At 72.7% G+C, this 18,351-nt stretch carries 12 protein-coding genes; 3 read left to right on the top strand and 9 right to left on the bottom strand.

Annotated elements, in window-relative coordinates; all coding sequences use genetic code 11:
• Positions 1-56: 56 nt before the first annotated feature.
• Both C463_RS08505 and C463_RS08500 read right to left on the bottom strand, forming a co-directional pair.
• Positions 57-1,370 carry a Zn-dependent hydrolase gene (locus C463_RS08505; RefSeq protein WP_008442777.1) on the bottom strand — a complete coding sequence of 438 codons (1,314 nt, stop codon included), beginning with the start codon at positions 1,368-1,370 and terminating at the stop codon, positions 57-59.
• A gap of 60 nt (positions 1,371-1,430) precedes the next feature.
• Positions 1,431-1,763: a hypothetical protein gene (locus C463_RS08500; protein ID WP_008442775.1), complete on the bottom strand. Its 333-nt coding sequence runs from the start codon at positions 1,761-1,763 to the stop codon at positions 1,431-1,433.
• 95 nt (positions 1,764-1,858) lie between these two features.
• Between C463_RS08500 and C463_RS08495 the strand changes: the two genes are divergently transcribed.
• Positions 1,859-2,071: a PLDc N-terminal domain-containing protein gene (locus tag C463_RS08495; protein WP_008442772.1), complete on the top strand. Its 213-nt coding sequence runs from the start codon at positions 1,859-1,861 to the stop codon at positions 2,069-2,071.
• Between the two features lie 56 nt (positions 2,072-2,127).
• Here C463_RS08495 and C463_RS08490 read toward each other — a convergent pair whose 3' ends face one another.
• From C463_RS08490 to malA, 3 genes are all read right to left on the bottom strand, one after another.
• Entirely contained in the window at positions 2,128-3,156 is a 1,029-nt protein-coding gene (locus C463_RS08490) for a sodium:calcium antiporter (protein WP_008442770.1), read from the bottom strand.
• A gap of 4 nt (positions 3,157-3,160) precedes the next feature.
• Positions 3,161-4,651 carry a 4-alpha-glucanotransferase gene (gene malQ, locus C463_RS08485; protein WP_008442769.1) on the bottom strand — a complete coding sequence of 497 codons (1,491 nt, stop codon included), beginning with the start codon at positions 4,649-4,651 and terminating at the stop codon, positions 3,161-3,163.
• 87 nt (positions 4,652-4,738) lie between these two features.
• Positions 4,739-6,832: an alpha-amylase MalA gene (gene malA, locus C463_RS08480; RefSeq protein WP_008442760.1), complete on the bottom strand. Its 2,094-nt coding sequence runs from the start codon at positions 6,830-6,832 to the stop codon at positions 4,739-4,741.
• Between the two features lie 127 nt (positions 6,833-6,959).
• On the opposite strand from malA, the gene C463_RS08475 reads away from it, so the two are divergent.
• Positions 6,960-11,690 carry a glycoside hydrolase family 15 protein gene (locus C463_RS08475; protein ID WP_008442759.1) on the top strand — a complete coding sequence of 1,577 codons (4,731 nt, stop codon included), beginning with the start codon at positions 6,960-6,962 and terminating at the stop codon, positions 11,688-11,690.
• Positions 11,691-11,728: 38 nt separating this feature from the next.
• Here C463_RS08475 and C463_RS08470 read toward each other — a convergent pair whose 3' ends face one another.
• Positions 11,729-12,190 (bottom strand): hypothetical protein, encoded by a 462-nt coding sequence (locus C463_RS08470; RefSeq protein WP_008442758.1) that lies wholly within the window; start codon positions 12,188-12,190, stop codon positions 11,729-11,731.
• Positions 12,183-14,057 carry a MutS-related protein gene (locus C463_RS08465; protein WP_008442757.1) on the bottom strand — a complete coding sequence of 625 codons (1,875 nt, stop codon included), beginning with the start codon at positions 14,055-14,057 and terminating at the stop codon, positions 12,183-12,185. The genes C463_RS08470 and C463_RS08465 overlap by 8 nt, the downstream gene beginning before the upstream one ends.
• Before the next feature lie 166 nt (positions 14,058-14,223).
• Here C463_RS08465 and C463_RS08460 point away from each other — a divergent pair, with 166 nt between their 5' ends.
• Entirely contained in the window at positions 14,224-14,898 is a 675-nt protein-coding gene (locus C463_RS08460; RefSeq protein ID WP_008442756.1) for an MBL fold metallo-hydrolase, read from the top strand.
• Between the two features lie 39 nt (positions 14,899-14,937).
• Here the strand turns inward: C463_RS08460 and C463_RS08455 are convergent, their stop codons facing one another.
• Positions 14,938-16,086: an acyl-CoA dehydrogenase family protein gene (locus tag C463_RS08455; RefSeq protein WP_008442755.1), complete on the bottom strand. Its 1,149-nt coding sequence runs from the start codon at positions 16,084-16,086 to the stop codon at positions 14,938-14,940.
• A gap of 92 nt (positions 16,087-16,178) precedes the next feature.
• Positions 16,179-18,329 (bottom strand): class I adenylate-forming enzyme family protein, encoded by a 2,151-nt coding sequence (locus tag C463_RS08450; RefSeq protein ID WP_008442754.1) that lies wholly within the window; start codon positions 18,327-18,329, stop codon positions 16,179-16,181.
• Between the last annotated feature and the right edge of the window lie 22 nt (positions 18,330-18,351).

Genomic DNA, 18,351 nt, shown 5'->3' with positions numbered 1-18,351 from the left:
GACCGGCAAAACGGTTGTGCCGCCGCGAACGCGGGCGCTCCCCTCCCCGTCGACCCTCACCGCTCCTCGCCCGCGACGCGTGCGAGCGCCCCCGCGAGCACTTCCGTCGCGGCGGCGCAGTCCGCCCAGTCGGTCCACTCGCGGGGGTTGTGCGAGATGCCGTCGCGCGAGGGGGCGAACAGCAGCGACGCGTCCGTGACGCGCGCGACCCGCATCGCGTCGTGGGCCGCGCCGGAGTGGAGGTCGATCGCCTCGCGCCCGGCCGCGTCGGCGGCGTCGTGCGCGGCCCCGCGGAGGGAGTCGCTCATCGGCGTCGGCGCGACGTCGAACGGCCGCTCGAACGCGGTCTCGACGCCCCGCTCGCGCTCCAGCCGCGCGAGCGAGTCGCGCGCGGCGCCGACGATCGCCTCCATCGACGCGGCCTCGACGTCGCGGACGTCGACGCCGGCCTCGACGCGACCGGGAACCACGTTGGTCGCGTTCGGCGCGACCGACAGCGACCCGACGGTGCCCACGGCCGACGGCGAGGACGACGCCACGACCTCGTTCGCGGCGGTCTCCACGTCCAACACGAACTCGCTCGCGGCCGCGAGCGCGTCGGTCCGCTCGCCCATCGGGGTCGCGCCCGCGTGGTTCGCCTCGCCCTCGATCGTCGCCTCGCAGTGCGTGATCCCGGTGATCGTCGTCACGACGCCGGCCGCCGCGCCCGCCTCCTCCAGCGTCGTGTCCTGCTCGATGTGGAGCTCGTAGAACGCCGCCCACGACGCGGGGTCGAACGTCGCCGGGTCGCCGTCGCCGTCCGTCGGCGTGGCGGCGTCGACCGCGCTTCCCCCGCGGTAACCGATCCGATCGAGCGCCTCGCCGAGCGTCTCCCCGTCGGCGTTCGACAGCGCGAGCGCGTCGTCGAACGCCAGTTCGCCGGTCGCGACCGACGACCCCAAGAGCCCGTTGCCGAAGGTTCCCCCCTCCTCTTCGGTGAAGCTGACGACGCCGACCGGTCGGTCCGGCTCGACCCCCGCGTCCCGCATCGCGCGGACCCCCTCCAGCGCGGCGTACACCCCGAGCGGGCCGTCGAATATCCCGCCCTCCGGGACGCTGTCGAGGTGGCTGCCCGAGACGACCGGAGGCGCCTCGGGGTCGGCGCCCGCCGGGGTCCACGTCCCGAGGACGTTCCCGACGGCGTCGACCGCGACGTCGAGTCCGGCGTCCCGGAGCCGCTCGACCAGCCGGTCTCTGGCCCGCCGGTTGGCTTCGGTCCCCGTTCGATTCGTTCGCGCGTGCGCGTCCGGGTCGTCCGTCTCGACGCGGCCGAACGCCGCGTTCGCCTCGATGTCAGCGCGGAGCCGGTCCGCGTCGACTGGGAGCGTCATACCTGAGTCGGGCGCTCCGCGATCAAAACGGTTCGGGCTCCGGCGGTCGCGTCGGCGCGGTCACTCGCCGCGTCGGGCGAGCCAGTAGCCGGCCGACCCCAGCCCGAGTCCGGCCGCGAACGCGCGGCTCGCTGCCCTCCCGTCCATCGAGCGGCCGGCCGCGACGCCGAGCGCCGACCACGCCAACGCGATGCCGAGGCTCCGCCCCGGCCCGCCGCGGAACCGCCGGCAGTCCGCGGTCGCCCGCGCGTGGCGGTAGAGGTAGCCGACCGCGAACCCGGTCGCGAACGGCGCCGCCGGAACCGTCCCGTCGCCGGTCCGCGCCAGCGCGAGCAGCCCGAGGCCCCAGAGCGACTCGGCCGCGGCGCCGACCGCGCGCACCACGTTGACCATGCGCACGGTTCGCCGGCGACTCGAATAGCCGTTTCGGCGGGCGGGGGCTCCGATCCCGAAGACATTTGCCTCGCGGCGTGGAGATGTCAGTTGACATGTCTCCGTTGGTCCTCCAAGGCGCGGCGGCCGGCATCGCCCTCCTGATCAGCCTCGGATTCCTCGTCGTCCACCTCGCGATGATCGTGTGGACGTACTCCGACGCGCAGAGCCGCAGCGAGCACCCGCCGATCCTGTGGGCGCTCGTCGTGTTCTTCGCGCCGCTGCTCGGCATCCTGCTGTACCTCATTATCGGTCGCGACTCCTACTGAACCGCCGTCTCGCGGTTCGTCGGCGACGGTGCTCGTGACCGCACCCCACGAAGCGGTCACACGCCCCTGAGGACGCTCGTCGCCCCGACGCTCTCGGCGACGACCCACGCGACGAACAGCCCGTAGGCCGCGAGCAGCGCGTACGACTCGCGCGCGTCGAGCGCGAGGCTCGTCCGGAGCGTCACGAAGAGGAGGACGGTCGCGCCCGTCAGGACGCCGAGCATCGGTACCGCGGTCGAGAAGTTGACGGGGACCTCGCCGACGATCAGCACGCCGAGCGGAATGGCGACGAGCAGGTCGAAGGTGTTCGACCCCAGCACGTTCCCGAGGCTCGTCGTGCCCCGGTTCTCGCGCGCCGTCCGAACGCTCACGAGGGTGTCCGGCAGGCTCGTCGCGGCCGCCACGACGGTGACGCCGGCGAGGAACTCGGGGATCCCGAAGGCGACGCCGAGCGACTCGACCGACGCCACGAGCCGCTCGACGGTGACGACGATGACCGCCAGCCCGCCCCCGAGCTTCGCCCACTCCCGGCGGACGTCGACCCCGTCGCGCACGCGCTCGACGCCCGCGTCCCCGACGTCTTGGTACTGAATGAAGAGGTACAGGCCGTACAGCGCGAGCGGGATGACCGCGAGCGAGCGCGGCATCGTCCCGACGATCGGGTCGGTCGACACCGGGAAGTAGATGACCGCCAGCGCGAACGTCACGACCAGCGCGGAGACGGCGAGCATGTAGAACTGCGCCTCCTTGTACACGATCGCTCGGCTGGCCCCGAGCTCCTCGTCGCCTCCGAGCCCGGACGCCGCGGGGATCACGAGGACGTTGAAGATGGCCGACCCGACGAGCGCGCCGACGCCCATGTCGAAGACGCCGGTGACGGCGGTGACGAGGACGCTCACGAGCTCCGGGAAGCTCGATCCGACCGCGACGACGACCGACCCCTGAACCACCTCCGGGAGCCCGTAGTACCCGGACAACGTCTCGGCGGCCTCCTCCAACCAGCCGCTCCCAAGCCAGATGACGGCCGTCGCCGCAGCGATCACGAGGACGTGGACGAGCGGCGAGTCGGGGAGGATTCCCGCCACGGCTTCAGCGGACGTGTTTCCCGCCTAGCTCCCACAGCCGGTCCGCGATTTCGTCGTCGAGCGCGTCGCGCGTGACCCGCCACTCCCAGTTGCCGTCGAGGGTGCCGGGCTCGTTGAACCGCGCGTCGCTGCCGAGGCCGAGCAGGTCTTGAACGGTGGTGACCGCGAGGATGGCGTCCGATCCCCACACCGCGTCGATGATCGCCCACTCGGCCGGCTCGTCGGGGTCGGAGCCGACGTTGTACCGGAAGCAGTCGCGCTGCTCGGCCGGGAGGTCCGCGAAGTAGCCGCCCCAAGTGTCCGTGTCGTGCGTCGAGGTGTAGCCGACGACGCCCTCGCCGTAGTGCATCGGCTGGGACTCGTTCCCCTCCGCGCACCAGTCGGCGTACTGGGGGACGCGCATCCCCGGGAAGCCGAACTCGGCCATCAGCTCGTCCATCGCCGGCTCCTCGAAGCCGAGGTCCTCGGCGATGAAGGGGGCCTCGCCGAGTTCGCGCTCGACCGTCTCGAAGAGGTCGCGCCCCGGCCCGTCGCGCCACTCGCCGTCCGCGGGGTCGTCGCTGTCGGCGGGGATCGCCCAGTACTTTACGAACCCGAGGAAGTGGTCGAGCCGCGCCACGTCCGCGAGCTCGAACAGCCGACGGAACCGGTCGAGCCACCAGTCGTACCCCGACTCGGCGAGCCGCTCCCAGTCGTACAGCGGGTTCCCCCACCGCTGCCCGTCGTCGCCCGCGTTCGGCGGGACGCCCGCGACCGCGGCCGGGCGGTTCCCCTCGTCGAGCCGGAACGCCTCCGGGCTCGCCCACACGTCGGCGGAGTCGAGCGCGACGTAGATCGGCACGTCGCCGACGATCGACACCCCCTCCTCGGCCGCGACCGAGCGCAGGTCGCGCCACTGGCGGTCGAACGTCCACTGGACGAACTCGCGGAACCGGACCTCCCGGGCGTGTTCCTCGCGCGCGTCGGCCAGCGCCTCGGGGTCGCGCGTCCGTAGCGGCTCGGGCCACTCGGTCCAGACGTCCTCCGGCCGCGCGTCCGAGAGCGCCCGGAACAGCGCGTAGTCGGGGAGCCACGGCTCGCGCTCGCGGAAGGCGTCGACGGTCGCGCGGTCCTCCTCGCTCGCCCGCTCCTCGAACCGCTCGAACGCGGTCCGCAACAGCGGGAGCTTGTACTCGCGGACCGCGTCGTAGTCCACGCGATCCGTCGGGAACTCGGGAACCGGCTCCAGGTCGCCCCGGTCGAGCCAGCCGTCGTCGACGAGCCCCTCGGGGTCGACGAACAGCGGGTTGCCGGCGAACGCCGACGGGGACTGGTACGGCGACTCCCCGGCGGCGGAGATGGTCGGCCCGATCGGACAGATCTGCCAGTGGTCGACGTCGGCGTCGCCGAGGAACGAGAGGAACTCGCGCGCGCCCTCGCCGAGGTCGCCGATCCCATACGCCCCCGGCAGCGAGGTCACGTGACAGAAGACGGCGTCGGAGCGGTCGAATCGCATACGCCACCCTGCGATCCCCACCGACTCAAGCGTTTCCGTGCGAGGGAGGTCGATCCGAGCCTCCGGGCCGACCTCGTCCGAGGCGATTCACTCGGCGTCGACCGGCACCACCGCCACCTCGTCGACGCGGATCCGCTCGGTCCCCTCGCCGTCCTCGACGACGCATCGCTCGCCGGCCACCAGGTCGCGCTCGCCGTGATCGGCCTCGACCGCGACGCTCGCGTCGGCGGGCGCGAAGTTGAGGACGACGACGAGTTCTTCCTCGCCGTCGTGTCGGCGGAACGCGACCACGTCGTCCGGGTGGACGTCGCCGCTGGCGACGATCGGCTGCTCCGAGAGGTCGCCGCTGGCGACGTGGTAGCCGACGTGGGAGAGGTCGCCGGCCGGCCCGAGCGCCGGGTGGTCGCGCCGCGTTTCGAGCAGGCGCTCGTAGCGGTCGCGCACGTCCTCGCGCGCGTGGTCCCACGCGATCGCGTCGCGGCGGCCGCGCTGGCCGATCTCTTGGCCGGCGTACACCATCGGAACGCCCGGCAGCGTCATGATCGCCGCGCCCGCGGCGGCCGCGGCGTCGTCGCCGCACTCGACGCGGTAGCGCGTCTCGTCGTGGTTCTCGATGTACTGAAGGAACTCGGCGTGGTCGGGGAACCCGATCTCGGCGCGCTGGTCGACCGCGTCGAGGACGGTCTCCGCGGGCTCCGCGCCCCGGCCGACCTGCCGGAGCTGGAAGTACAGCGTCGCGTCGAAGTGGACGTCGAACATCCCCTCGTGGAAGCCGGGGATGTACGGGATCGTCTCGTCCATCAGGAGGAACTCCCGGTCGATGTCCTTCACGCGGTCGCGCAGTTCGCGCCAGAACGAGTCGGGGACCGCCCACGCCATGTCACAGCGGAACCCGTCGACGAGCGGCGCCCATTCGTCGATCACGTCGAGCAGGAACCGCCGCACGTCGAGGTTCGCGTGGTTGAGGTTCGCGATCAGCTCCCAGTCGAAGTAGGTGCCGGGCTCGCCCGACTCCTGCCACTCGTAGCGGTCGCGGTACGGCGACTCCGGGTTCCGGTAGGCGTCTTGGAACCACTCGTGGTCGCGCGCGGTGTGGTTGGCGACGAAGTCGAACAGGACGCGCATCCCGTGGTCGTGGGCGGTCTCGACGAGCGCCTCGAAGTCGGCGCGGTCGCCGAGGTCGTCGGCGGTGTCGAAGAAGTCGACGATGTTGTAGCCGTGCGGCTTCCCGTCGTGGCCGAGCACCGGCGTGAGCCACAGCGTGTCGACGCCGAGTTCCGCGATGCGCGGGATCCGCTCCGCGATGGCGTCGAACGCCTCGCCCTCGTCGGCGTCGGCGAAGGTCCGGACGAATATCTCGTAGACGGAGGCGTCGCGGGTCCACGCCGGCGGCTCGTTGAGCCGGACCGTCTCGAAGTCTGGCGCGCCCGGCGTCAGCGCGGCCTCGCCGCCGGCGTCGTCGGCTGCGGACTGCCCGCGCTCGACGGCGGCCCCGTCGGCGACGCTCACGCGGGGGTCGCCGTCCGGGTCGTGCGCGACGGCGACGGCGTGAACGCGGAGGCGCTCCGGCACCGCGGCGAGCGGAACGCGGAGTTCGCGGCCGTCCTCGCTCACGCGGAGCGCGTCCCGCGGGTTCGCGCGCCCCGCCGCGACGGCGTCGGCGACGTCGCGGTCGTCGACGACGAACGTCACGGCGAGGTCGTCGGCGTCGAGCGCGGACTCCGGGTTCGGGGAGGGAACCGCCGTGAACACGGCTTCGCCGGCGCTTTCCCCCTTCCTGTCGCCGTCGTCGCCGAACGCGACGCTCGCGTCGACGCGGACGCGCGGGCGGCCGACTCCCTCGTGCTGCTCTCGGGCGGCGTAGTCGATCGGCTCGTCGTCGGCGTCGCGGTCGCGGATCGCGGTGCCGCTCCCGCCCGCGACGTCGACGCCCTCGTAGCTCGCGGGGAACGCGCGGACCGTGAGCAGGTGGTCGCCGTCCGGCGCGTCGAGACCGAGGAGGTACCGCCCCGGCACGTCGGGCGTGAACTCGGTCACGGGGTCGTCGCCGACGGTCGCCTCGCTGCCGGGCGGGGCGTCGGCGACGCGCCAGTTGTAGGTCGCGTCCGGGTTCGGGTCTCGCGGCGCCAGTTCCGTCCGCTCGCCGGTCGCGAGGAAGCGCGGGGGTCCGGGGTGGTGCATGTGACGCCCATCGACGCCCGGGGCCTTCGGTGTTGCTCTTGTTTCGGCGGTATTTGCGCCGCGAAGCCCGCGCTCGGATACCGGCCGCGGTCGTCAAGGCTTTTACTCCGGCCGGCGCAGGGCGGGTATGCGACTGCGTACCGCCCTTACGGAGCACGAACGTCGGCGCGGGGAGCGCTACCCGGCGGAACACTCGATGACCGCCGGCGCGTTCACCGGCGACGACGGCCGACTGGTCCACGTGGGGCCGGACGGGACCGTCCACGACTGTTCGTACTCCCTCTCCGAAGTCGGCGGCGCCGACCGCCTCCGGATGGGGATCACCGCCGGGCGCGGCGTCCGCTGGTTCGACGACCTCGAGACGACCCGTCAGCACTACGACGGCGACACCCCGCTCGTCGAGACCGAGTACGACGCCGGCCGCTACACCATTCACCAGTTCGACCTCGTCGTGAGCGACACGCACCTCACGCACGTCGAGCTCCGCGGCTCGCCGCCGGCCGACGCCGAACTCGTCGCCGCCTACGCGTTCTCGCCGGACATGGTCGAGGGCCGCGTCGGTAACATGGTCCACGGCGGCGCCGGCCCCGCCGACGGCGGCGTCGTCGAGGTGTACCACCGGTCCGAACACGACTTCCTCACCGCCTCGACCGGCCTCTCGAACGCGCACGGCCAGCGGCTGCGGACGATCCCCGAGCTGCTCGGCGAGGAGGACGACGGCTTCCCGCACCGGGGCGAGATCGACCGGCGCGAGGACTCGCGGCTCACCCCGGACGTCGTCGTCCGCGCGCCGTTCGAGCGCGACGGGCGCACGGAGCGCGTCACGCTCGCCGGCCGCGCCGTCGTCGACCGCCGGGCCGCGCGCGACACCGGCGACGACGCGAAGGACGCGCTCACCGACGGGATCGACCGCCAGCGTCGGATCGAGGCGGTGTCGAACATCGCCACCGCCTACCCCGACGCCGACGACCTCCGCGAGGCCGCGGACGGGCGCGGACCCGACGTGCCCGAGGACGCCCCGCGCCGCTCGGTGATCGCGAGCGACCTGCGCGCGCTCGACCTGCTCACCGCGGAGTCCGGCGGTCGGATCGCCGCCCCCGAGTTCGACCCGTTCTACTCCACCTCCGGCGGCTACGGCTACACGTGGTTCCGCGACGAGGCGACCGTCTCGACCGCGCTGCTCGACGCGAGCGACGTGCTCGGCCTCGACGCCGACGAGGAGCTGCTCGCGGCCGCGAGCTTCTTCTGCCGGACGCAGGACGCCGACGGCTCGTGGCCCCACCGCGTGTGGGCCGACTCCGGGAAGGTCGCCCCCGGCTGGGCGAACGCCCGCATCGAGGGCGCGAACGCGACGCCCGGCCCGAACGACCAGCTCGACCAGCCCGCCACGGTCGTCGCGTTCCTCGCGACCCTCCGCCGCGAGGCGGACCTCCCGAGCGAGTGGCGCGACCGGATCGACGAGACGATCGCCGACGCCGTCGACTTCCTCCTCGGAACCACCGAGGACGACGGGCTCCCGCGCCGCTGTCAGAACTGCTGGGAGAACGCGCTCGGCCGGTTCACCCACACCGGCGCCGAGTACCTCCGGGCGTTCGCCGCGGTGGCGCGCGCGCCGGTCGACGAAGGGCTTCGAGCCGACGCCGCCCACGCCGCGGACGCGGCGCTGTCGGGGCTCGACGACCGCTGGAACCCCGAGACGGAGCGGTTCCTCCAGCGCGCCAGCGAGGAGGGGCAGGACGCCCGCGCCGACGCGAGCACCTTCGCGCTCGCGACCGCGGCCGCCGAGTACGCCGCCCTGCTCGACGACGAATCCGCGGCTGGCGACGGCGAGACCGACGACGGCGCGGCCGCCACCGACGGCTCGGGCTCCACGGGGTCGGTCGACTCCGTCGCGACGAGCGAGTTCGACCGCTTCCTCGACCGCGTCAACACTCACGTCCGGCGGTCGATAGACGCGCTCCGGCGCGAGACGGCCGACGTGGAGGGGCTGATCAGGTTCACCGGAGACGACTGGCGCACCGCCGAACAGGGCGCCGCGAAGGTGTGGTCGATCGCGACGCTGTGGGGCGCGACCGCGGCGGCGACGCTCGCCGGCGTCGTCGAGGACCGCGGCGGGACCGCGGACCCCCTGTTCGACGACGCGCGCGACCTCTACGCGATCTGTGAGCCGGACGGCCCCTTCGTCAATGAGGCGGGGCTGTTCGCGGAGCAGGCGTTCGACGACGGCGACCTCGACAGCGCGACGCCGATCGCGTGGTCGCACGCGCTCCGGATCGACGCGACGGTGACGCTGGCGAGTCACGGCGAACTCCCGGTCCCGCACGACCGGGAGACCGGCCCCGAGGCCGCGCCCCACTGGACGACCGGCCGGAAGTTCGGCGTCGGCACGCCCGCCGACTACGAGGCCGACGAGCCGGTGCCGGTGTGGTTCACGCTCACCGAGGGGGCGCTCACCGAGGCGCGGTTCCCCCGGATCGACGCGATGAACGTCCGGACGTTCGACTTCCTCGTCGCCGACCCCGACTCCGAGTACGCGATCCGGACGTTCGACGAGACGGGCCACGTCACGACGACGGAGACGATCGAGCGGACGACTGAGCCGGCGGCCGACGACGCGCTCGCGTACGTCCAGACGATCCGCGAGACCGGCGACGGGCACGGTCACAGCTGGACGCTCGAAGTCGAGTACGCGGTCGACACCGACGGGACCGCGATCCTCGCCGACGTCCGGTTCGACGGGGTCCGCGAGTACGACGTGTACGCGCTCGTCGACGCCACGATCGCCAACGTCGGAACCGACGACCGCGCCGAGCGGGTCTCGGGCGACGCGGGGGCGCACCTCCTCGCGCGCAAGGACGATCCGGACCGCGACCCCGGCAAGCTCGTCGACGACGAGGGGGAGCCGTTCGCCCCCGCGCTCGCGCTGGCGAGTGGCGACGGGTTCGACTGGGCGAGCGCGCTCACGGCCGACGGCGACGGCACCGACACCCTGTTCGGCGACGGCGAGCGCGGCGAGGAGTCGTCGGAGGCGACTGGGAACGTCGTCCTCGCCGGTCTCGTCGGCAGCGGCGAGACCGTCGCGGACACGGTCGCGCTCGGGTTCGCCGAGGAGTCGGACACCGCCGCCGCCCTCGGCGAGGCGGAGGGGGCGCTCGCGCGCGGCTTCGACGACGCCGCGGAGGCGTACGCCGAGACGTGGCGCGCGTGGCTCGCGGACCGCGAGCTTCCGGACTCGGTCGCCGGCGACCCCGACCTCGCGGCGCAGTACCGCTTCGCGCTGATGACGCTGGCGGCCGTCGAGGACAAGGCCCACGACGGCGCCGGGATCGCGAGCCCCTCTGTCCCGTGGGGCGAGACCGAGTACGCCGCTGAGGACCGCGGCTACGGCTACAACTTCGTCTGGTCGCGCGACCTCTATCAGGTGTTCACGGCGCTGATCGAGATGGACGAGCTCGAACGCGGCGCGGACGCTCTCGCGTACCTGTACAACACCCAGCAGGACGACGACGGGTTCCTCCCGCAGAACACCTACATCGACGGGCGGACCCGGTGGGGCGGCGAGCAGATGGACAACATCGGGTTCCCCTCGGTGATGGCGTGGCAGCTGTACGAGCGCGGCGTGACCCTCGACGACGCCGGCTACACCTACGACCAAGTCGCCCGCTCGCTCGATTACATCGCCGAGAACGGCCCCGAGACCGCGCAGGAGCGCTGGGAGGAGGAGGCCGGCTACTCGCCGTCGAGCATCGCGGCCGAGGTCGCCGGCCTGGTCTGTGGCGCGGCGCTCGCGCTCGCGGAGGCCGACCGGCGCGACGGCGGCGAATCCGGAAGTGACGCCGCTCGGTCGCCCGACTCCCTCCGCGCGGACGCGCTCGCGTGGCTGGCGCTCGCGGACGACTGGACCGCGCGCGTCGAGGAGTGGTGCGCGACCGCGACGGGGACCGACCGCCACGAGGAGACGCCGTACTACCTCCGGATCACGGCCGACGGCGACCCCGAGTCCGGTCGCCCGCGCACCATCGCCAACGACGGCCCCACCTACGACGAGCGGGAGATAATCGACGGCGGCTTCCTCGAACTCGTCCGGCTGGGGATCAAGCCGGCCGACGACCCGGTCGTCCGCAACTCCGTCTCCGTCGTCGACGACTCGATCCGGGTGGACACGCCGCACGGCGCCGCCTGGTACCGCTACGTCGGCGACGCGTACGGCGAGATAGCCGTCGGCGACCCCGGCGCGCCGTGGGCCGGCACCGGCGACGGCCGCGGGCGCCTCTGGCCCATCTTCACCGGCGAGCGCGGCGAGTACGAGCTCCGCGCCCGCGCCGACGGCCCCGACGCCTTCGGCGGCACCGACGAGGACGCGCTCGAACCCGAGACCCTGCTGGAGACGATGGCCGGGTTCGGCAACTCCGGACTGATGCTCCCCGAGCAGGTGTGGGACCGCGAACACCCGACGAAGTACGGCTGGGAGTTCGGCGAGGGCACCGGGGGGGCGACCCCCCTCGCGTGGTCGATGGCCGGCTTCGTCCGGCTGGCGCACGGCGTCGACGCGGGCGAACCCGTCGAGACGCCCACGGTCGTCCGCGACCGCTACGTCGAGCGCGACCGTCCCGAGGGGCCGGACCTGACCGCCACCGCCGAGTTCGTCGAGGACGCGGTCGTCGTCGCGGGCGAGACGGACGCCGAGTCCGTCGCGGTCCACACCCGAAAGACCTCGCGGCTCGTGACGCCCGACGCCGACGGCGCGTTCGAGGTCGACCTCGACGCCGCCACCGACGCGGACACCGTCGTGGTCGCGGCCGCGACGGACGAGGCGTTCGAGGCCGCCGGCACGTCGGTCGAGCGGCTACGGCTGTAGCTCGACCGATCGGCGGTCCCCGCCGAGAAACGGTCCCCTTACCCCAGCGCGTTCACGTCGACGGTGCGGATCTCGCCGTCGACCTCGACCTCGACCGTCGAGCCGACGCGCTCGCGAACGGTCTCGCGCCACGCCTCGACGTTCGCGGCGTGTCGCTCGCGCCGCGTTTCGAGGTCGGCGTCGGGAAGTTCGGCGGCCGTGTCGTCGACCTCCGGGTACGGCGGCACGTCTGCGACGAGGTCTCGGGGATCGATGTGAAGCGGCGCGGGTGCGTCGTCGGAACCGCCGTCGCCGTCCCCGTCCCCGCTCTCGTTTCCGCCCGCGTCGAGCGCGTGGAGGCGGGCGCGCATCCGCCCCGAGAAGGGCGGCGTCGCGCGGAGGACGACTTCGCGCTCGCTCCGGAGCGAGGCTTCGAGCGCGTTCGCCACGTCCTCGCGGTGGACCGCGATCGACCGGATCCGGTCGGGCCCGGCCGCGTCGTCCGTCGACTCCTCAGTCATCGTTCCCCGCCCACTCGGCGTCGGAGAGGGTTCGCTGGACCGCCTCTTCCCCGACCGCGCCCGCGAGGTGTTCGAAGCCGGCGCGGACGCCGCGGTCGCCCGCGTTCGCCACCAGCCGCGAGACGATGAACTCCGGCGTGGACTTCCCGACCGTCTCGAACCGCGGCTGGTAGTCGACGCGGAGTTCGAGGTCGTTCGTCAGCCCCTCGGCGAAGATGCCGTCGATCCGCGCGGCGTCGGGCAGCGGGCTCAGGTCCTCGGCGAGGTGCGTGACGTAGACGCCGAGCGCGCCGCGGTCGACCGTCAGCGTCACGAGCCCGTTCAGGAGGTCGGCTGCGCGGCCCGGCTCGGTGATCGCCTCGAACTCGTCGACGAGCATGAGCGTGCGGCCGTCCGCGACGAGCGGCGGGACCACCGACTTCAGCGTCGACTCCAGCACGCCGGCGTTGAACGAGGCGTGCCGGCGGTGGAAGACGATCCGGTCGAACGTCCCGACCTCGGCCGCGTCGGCGGGCACTGGGAGCCCCATCGACGCGAGCAGCGCCACCGCGCAGAGCGTCTCCAAGAGCGTCGTCTTCCCGCCGGAGTTCGCCCCGGTGAGGACGCTCACGCGGTCGCCGGTCGGCGGCGCGTCCGCGCTCGCGACCCCCGGGTCGTCCGCGAGCGAGTGGGAGCCGACGCCGTAGGAGACCGGCTGGACGTCGCCGCCGAGGAAGGGGTTCCGCGCGCCGCGCACCGCGATGCCGTCGTCGACGAGGGTCGGCCGGACGTGGCCGTTCTCGACCGCGAACCGTCCCAGCGACAGCAGGAACGCGGCGTCCGAAACGGCCGACGCGGCGCGGGCGACAATCGTTTCTTCGCCCCCGCCGGCCGCGTCCTCACCGTCGTCGGATTCGTCCGTTTCGCCGTTCGCCCCTTCCGACGCCACGGCGTCGTCGCCCAACCGCTCGCGGATGTCGGCCGCGACCGCGGCCTCGCGCTCCTCGACCGCCGATTCGAGTTCGACCACGAGGTCTCGGAGCGTCCCCGAGACGAAGTCGGCGGCGTCGAGCGCCTCGTCGGGCGCCGCGGACCGGACCGTCGCGGGCTCGACGCCCGTCTCGCGCGCGACGTGCTCTATCGTCGCCGCCTCCAGCGCCTCGAAGTCGCGGAGGCTCCCGTCGCGGACCGATTCGAGCACGTCGAACGCGGAGTCGGCGAGGTCGCGCGCGGCGGCGAGCCGATCGCGCAGTCGGTCCAACTCCGCGTCGGCCCCGGACGCGATCGCGATGTCGTCGCCGTCGAGTCCGCCGGCGGGGTCGATCGACCCGCGCACGTCGGCGAGCGCGTCGGCCGCGTCGCGCAGCCGGTCGCCGTCGAGCGCGCCGATGTCGGCGAAGGGCCCGTCCGTCAGCCCCGCCTCGCGGAGCGCGACCGCGGTCTCGACCACGGCGAGGTCGGAGCCGTCGGCCTCGTCGTACGCGGCGAACGCCTCTTCGACGGCTTCGCGGTCTGCCTCGTCGAGCCGGGCCCACGCGTCGCGGGTGGCGACCACTCGGTCGAGCCGCGCCTCGACGGCGTCGCGGTCGAGGAGCGGGGTCAACACCCGGATCCGATCGGCCGCGTGCGCGGTCAGCGCCGCGTCGGCGGCGAGCGTGAGGAGGTCGTCGTACACCGACCGTGCGTCGCCCGTCGCGAGCACGTCCATCCCGGCCTCCCCGTTCGCCCGGCGGAGGATGCGGGTCGCGCGGCCGCGGTGGAGCCCGGCGTCGACGAGCGCGCGGACGTCGGCCGACTCTATCGCCTCGACCGCCCGCTCGGTCCCGAGCGCCTCGACGAGCCGCTCGCTCGTCTTGGGCCCGATTCCCCAGTAGTCCTCCAGTCGCATACTCCGAGGTGTCGCCCTGGCGTCTTGGCGTTTTCGTCGGCCGCGTCGCCGACAGGGGTCGGTCGGCGGCGCTGGCGCGAGACGCCCCCGCGGGTCGTCCTCGCCTCCCCGCGTCCGCGTTTCCGCCACGACAGCGTTCATCCCGCCGTACCCCGTACTCGCGGCCATGGCGACCGAAATCGCGGACGGCGTCTGGCGGTTCGAGCTTCGCGCGGCCAACGCCTACCTCGTCGTCGACGACGTGCCGACGCTCGTCGACGCCGGGACGCCGTGGGACGCGGACGCGATCCGGAGCGAGTTCGAGGACGCCGGCGTCGCGGTCGCGGACGTCGGGCGCGTCCTCCTCACCCACTACGACCTCGACCACGTCGGGACGCTGGCGTCGCTGACGCCCGACCTCGACGCACCCGTGTACGCGTACGGCTTCGACGCACAGCTCCTCTGCGGAGCGCGATCACCGCCGCTGCGGAACCACAAGGGACTGATCCAGCGGCTCGGCGGGCTCCTCACGGACCGCCCCGACCTCGACGTGGTCGGCGTCCGCGACGGCGAGACCGTCGGCTCGTTCACGGCGTACCACACGCCCGGCCACACGCCGGGCCACGTCGCGTACGTCAGCGAGGCGCTGGGCGTCGCGCTGCTCGGCGACCTCGTCTCGGAGTCCGACGGCGACCTCGACCCCTCGGAGTGGCTCATTAGCTACGATACGGGGGAAGTGCTGGACAGCATTCGGGGTCTCGCCGAGCGCGCCCCGCCGTTCGAGGTCGCGTGTATCGGTCACGGGGACCCCATCACGTCCGGCGGGAGCGAGGCGCTCGCGGCGCTGGCTCGGCGGATCTGATCGAAAAATTGAACCCCGGCTCCTACCGGCAGGAACAGCTCACCGCGACTGCCGGTAGATGAGGTTGCGCTGGATGTCGTTCGCGCCCTCGTAGATCACCGGGATGCGCACGTCGCGGTAGACGCGGGCGATCCGGCGGTCGGTGAGAATCGAGCGGCCGCCGTGGAGCTTCATCCCCTTCTCGGCGCAGTCGGTGGCGACCTCCGTCGACTTCGTCTTCGCCAGCGCGGCCCAGTAGCCGGCGTCTTTCCCGTTCGCGACCTTCTCGCAGGCGCGCCAGTTCAGCGCGCGCGCCGACTCGAACCCGATCCGCATGTCCGAGATGGTGTGCTGGACGGCCTGGAAGTCGTCGATGGTGCGGCCGAACGCCTCGCGCTCGTCGATGAACGCCTCCGCCTCCTCGATGGCCGCGGCCGCGAGGCCGAGCCCGTGCCCCCCGACGATGACCCGGCCGTGGTTGAAGAAGTCCGCGAGGACGTAGAAGCCGCCGCCCTCGCTGCCGACGACGTTCTCCTCGGGGACGAAGCAGTCCTCGAAGACGATGTGTCCCTGCTTCGACGCGCGCATCCCCATCTTCTCGGGGATGTGTTCGGCCTCGTAGCCGTCCGAGTCCGTCTCGACGATGAATAGCGTGTAGTTAGAGTAGCGGTCGTCGCTCTCGCCGGTCTTGGCGTACACCGTGAGCCAGTCGGCCTCGACCGCGTTGCCGACCCAGTACTTCTCGCCGGTGAGCTCGTAGCCCCCTTCCACCTTCTCGGCCTTCGTCGTCATCCCCGCGAGGTCCGAGCCGGTCTGCGGCTCGGAGACCGCGAGCCCGGAGATCTGGTCGTTCTCGGCGACCGGGCGGAGGTACTCCTCCTTCTGTTCGTCAGTTCCGTAGTCTTCGACCATCTCCGCGCCGAAGCTGGCGAGCTGGAGGGTGAGCGCGATGCCGGCGTCCGCGCGGTAGAACTCCTCCGCGATGGCGAGCACCTGCGCGAGGTCGAACCCCTTGCCGCCGTACTCCTCGCCGATGTCCTGCGCGACGAGCCCGGCGTCCATCCCCGCTTCGAGCACCTCCCACGGGTAGTCGCCCGTCTCGTAGTACGACTCGGCGTTCGGGGCGATGTACTCGTCGGCGAACTCGCGGGCCTCCTGTTTGACGTCTCGCGCGCGCTCCGGCACGATGCTGTCGTCTAGCAGCTCCATAACAACGGTCGGGACCCTGCCGACAAAACTCCGGTGGAACAACGAAGAACGTCGGGCAAATTTATCTGTCGCTCGCGGCGGCGGATCGGCTCTCAGGCGTCTTCCTCGTCGTCGCCGTCGCCGTCGGAATCGTCGGTCTCAGCGGTATCTGTGGTGTCGGAGGCGTCCGTGTCGCCCCCATCGTCCGCATCGTCCCCACCGCCCCCGCCGTCCGCGTCTCTCCCACCGTCCTCGCCGTCCGCGTCGTCGTCGCCCGACTCCGAGGCCACCTCGTCGGCGTCGACGATGTCGACTTCGTCGGTGTCTGCGTCGGTGACCTCGTCGGCAACGGCGTCGGCCGCGTCGGCGTTCCCGGTCGAGCCGCCTCCGCCGTCGCCCGTCGTCTCGGCGTCTGGGATCTCCGCGTCCGGTTGCGACTCGGACTCGGCCGGCGGTTCGGCCGGGTCGGCTGGCTCGAATCCCGCCGTTTCGAGGTCCGCGTCGACGCTCTCCCGCGGGTCCGCGCCGTGCTCCCGGAGGAGTGTCCGCGTCGCCTCCCTGTCGACCGTTCCGGAGACGGTCCGGGGGAGTTCCTCGACGTAGGCGACCGTCTTCGGGATCTTGAACCGCGCGAGCCGGTCGCGGGCGAAGTCGACGAACGCCGCCTCGTCGATCGGCGGGGGACCGACGCCGCCGGCCTCGACCGCCGAATCCGCGGTCTCGTCCTCCGGGGTGGTCCCCTCAGCGCCGTCTTCCTCGGGGTCTCTCCCTCCGGAATCGGTCTCCGAGAGGTCCGTCTCCAACCGGCCGTCGTCGCCGGCGGTATCGGTCGACACCGACGAGAGCCGGTCGCCGACGGCCACGAGCGCCGCGACGCGCTCGCCCCACACCTCGTCGTCGAGCCCGACCACCGCCACGTCGTCGACCTCGGCGTACTCACGGAGCACGTCAGCCACCTCCCCGGGCTCGACGTTCTCGCCGCCGCTGATGATTCGGTCGTCGACGCGGTTGAGCACGTGGAGGTAGCCGTCCTCGTCGAACCGTCCGACGTCGCCCGTGTGGAGTCCGTGGGGGCCGAAGTCGGACCGATCGAGGCGCTCGGGATCGATCCCGTTCAGGTCGACCGCGTCGGAGGAAGACGCGCGGGCGTCGTCGACGTCCTCCGTGGAGTCGTTCCCGTTCTCGGCGAGGTACCCCGGCGTGATCGTCGGTCCCCTCACGACGATTTCGCCGGTGTCGCCCGGCTCGACCGGGTCGCCGTCGTCGTCGACGACCGTCACGTCGGTGCCGAAGAGCGGCCTGCCGACCGTCCCGATCCGGTCTCTGGTCTGTCGCGACGTCGCGGTCGTGATCTGCGAGGCGGCCTCCGTCATCCCGTACGTCGGGTAGACGGGGACCGAGTAGTCGCGGCACCGCTCTATCAGCTCCGCCGGCGCTGGCGCACCCCCGAGCAGGACCACGCGGAGCGAGTCCGACAGCGTCCCGCGTCGGTCGAGCATCCGCCGGAGCATCGTCGGGACGAGCGAGACGCCGGTCACGTCGTACGCGTCGATGTCGTCGGCGGTACCGCCCGCGTCGAACCCCTCGCGCAACACGAGCGTCGTCCCGTACAGCACCGACCGGTACACCGGCGCGAGCCCGCCCATGTGGTGGAGCGACAGGGACACCAGCCATCGGTCGTCGGCCTCGACGCCGAGGCGGAACGCGGAGGCGACCGCGGAGCTGTACACGTTGCCCGCGGTCAGTGGGACGGGCTTGGGTTCGCCGGTGGTCCCAGAAGTAAACAGCACGCAGAGCGGGTCCGCGAACTCCCACTCCGGGGGGTCGAGCGACGCCGGGTCGACGTCGTGGATCCCGGTTACGTCCGCGCCCGTCGGATCGTCGACGGAGTAGACGGGGACGCCCTCGATCTGCGACGCCGCGTCCGTCGCCGTCGACTCGGTCGGCTCCGCGCAGACGACCGCGTCGAGGTCGGTCCGGTCGATCCGCGCCGCGATCTCGCGCGATGTCAGCTCCTGACTCAGCGGCACGAACGTCGCCCCGATCCGCATCGTCGCGTGGACGAGGCCGACGGTGCCCACGTACGGGGGCGTGAGCACGCCGATCCGGTCGCCCTCCCCGAGCCCGTGTGCGACGAGCCGACCCGCCGTCTCGGCGACGAGTCGGTCGAGGTCGGTGTAGCTCCACGCCTCGCCGTCCTCGGCGCGGACGAGGGCGGTGTCGTTCGGCGACGAGACCACGCGGTGAGACAGCCAGTCCCGCATCGGTGTCACCCGCGTCCGCCGG

Origin of the sequence: Halorubrum californiense DSM 19288, assembly GCF_000336875.1 — an archaeon.
Taxonomy (GTDB): Archaea; Halobacteriota; Halobacteria; order Halobacteriales; family Haloferacaceae; genus Halorubrum; species Halorubrum californiense.
Note: the sequence above shows the minus strand (reverse complement) of the source record. Positions and strands in the feature narration are given on the sequence as shown.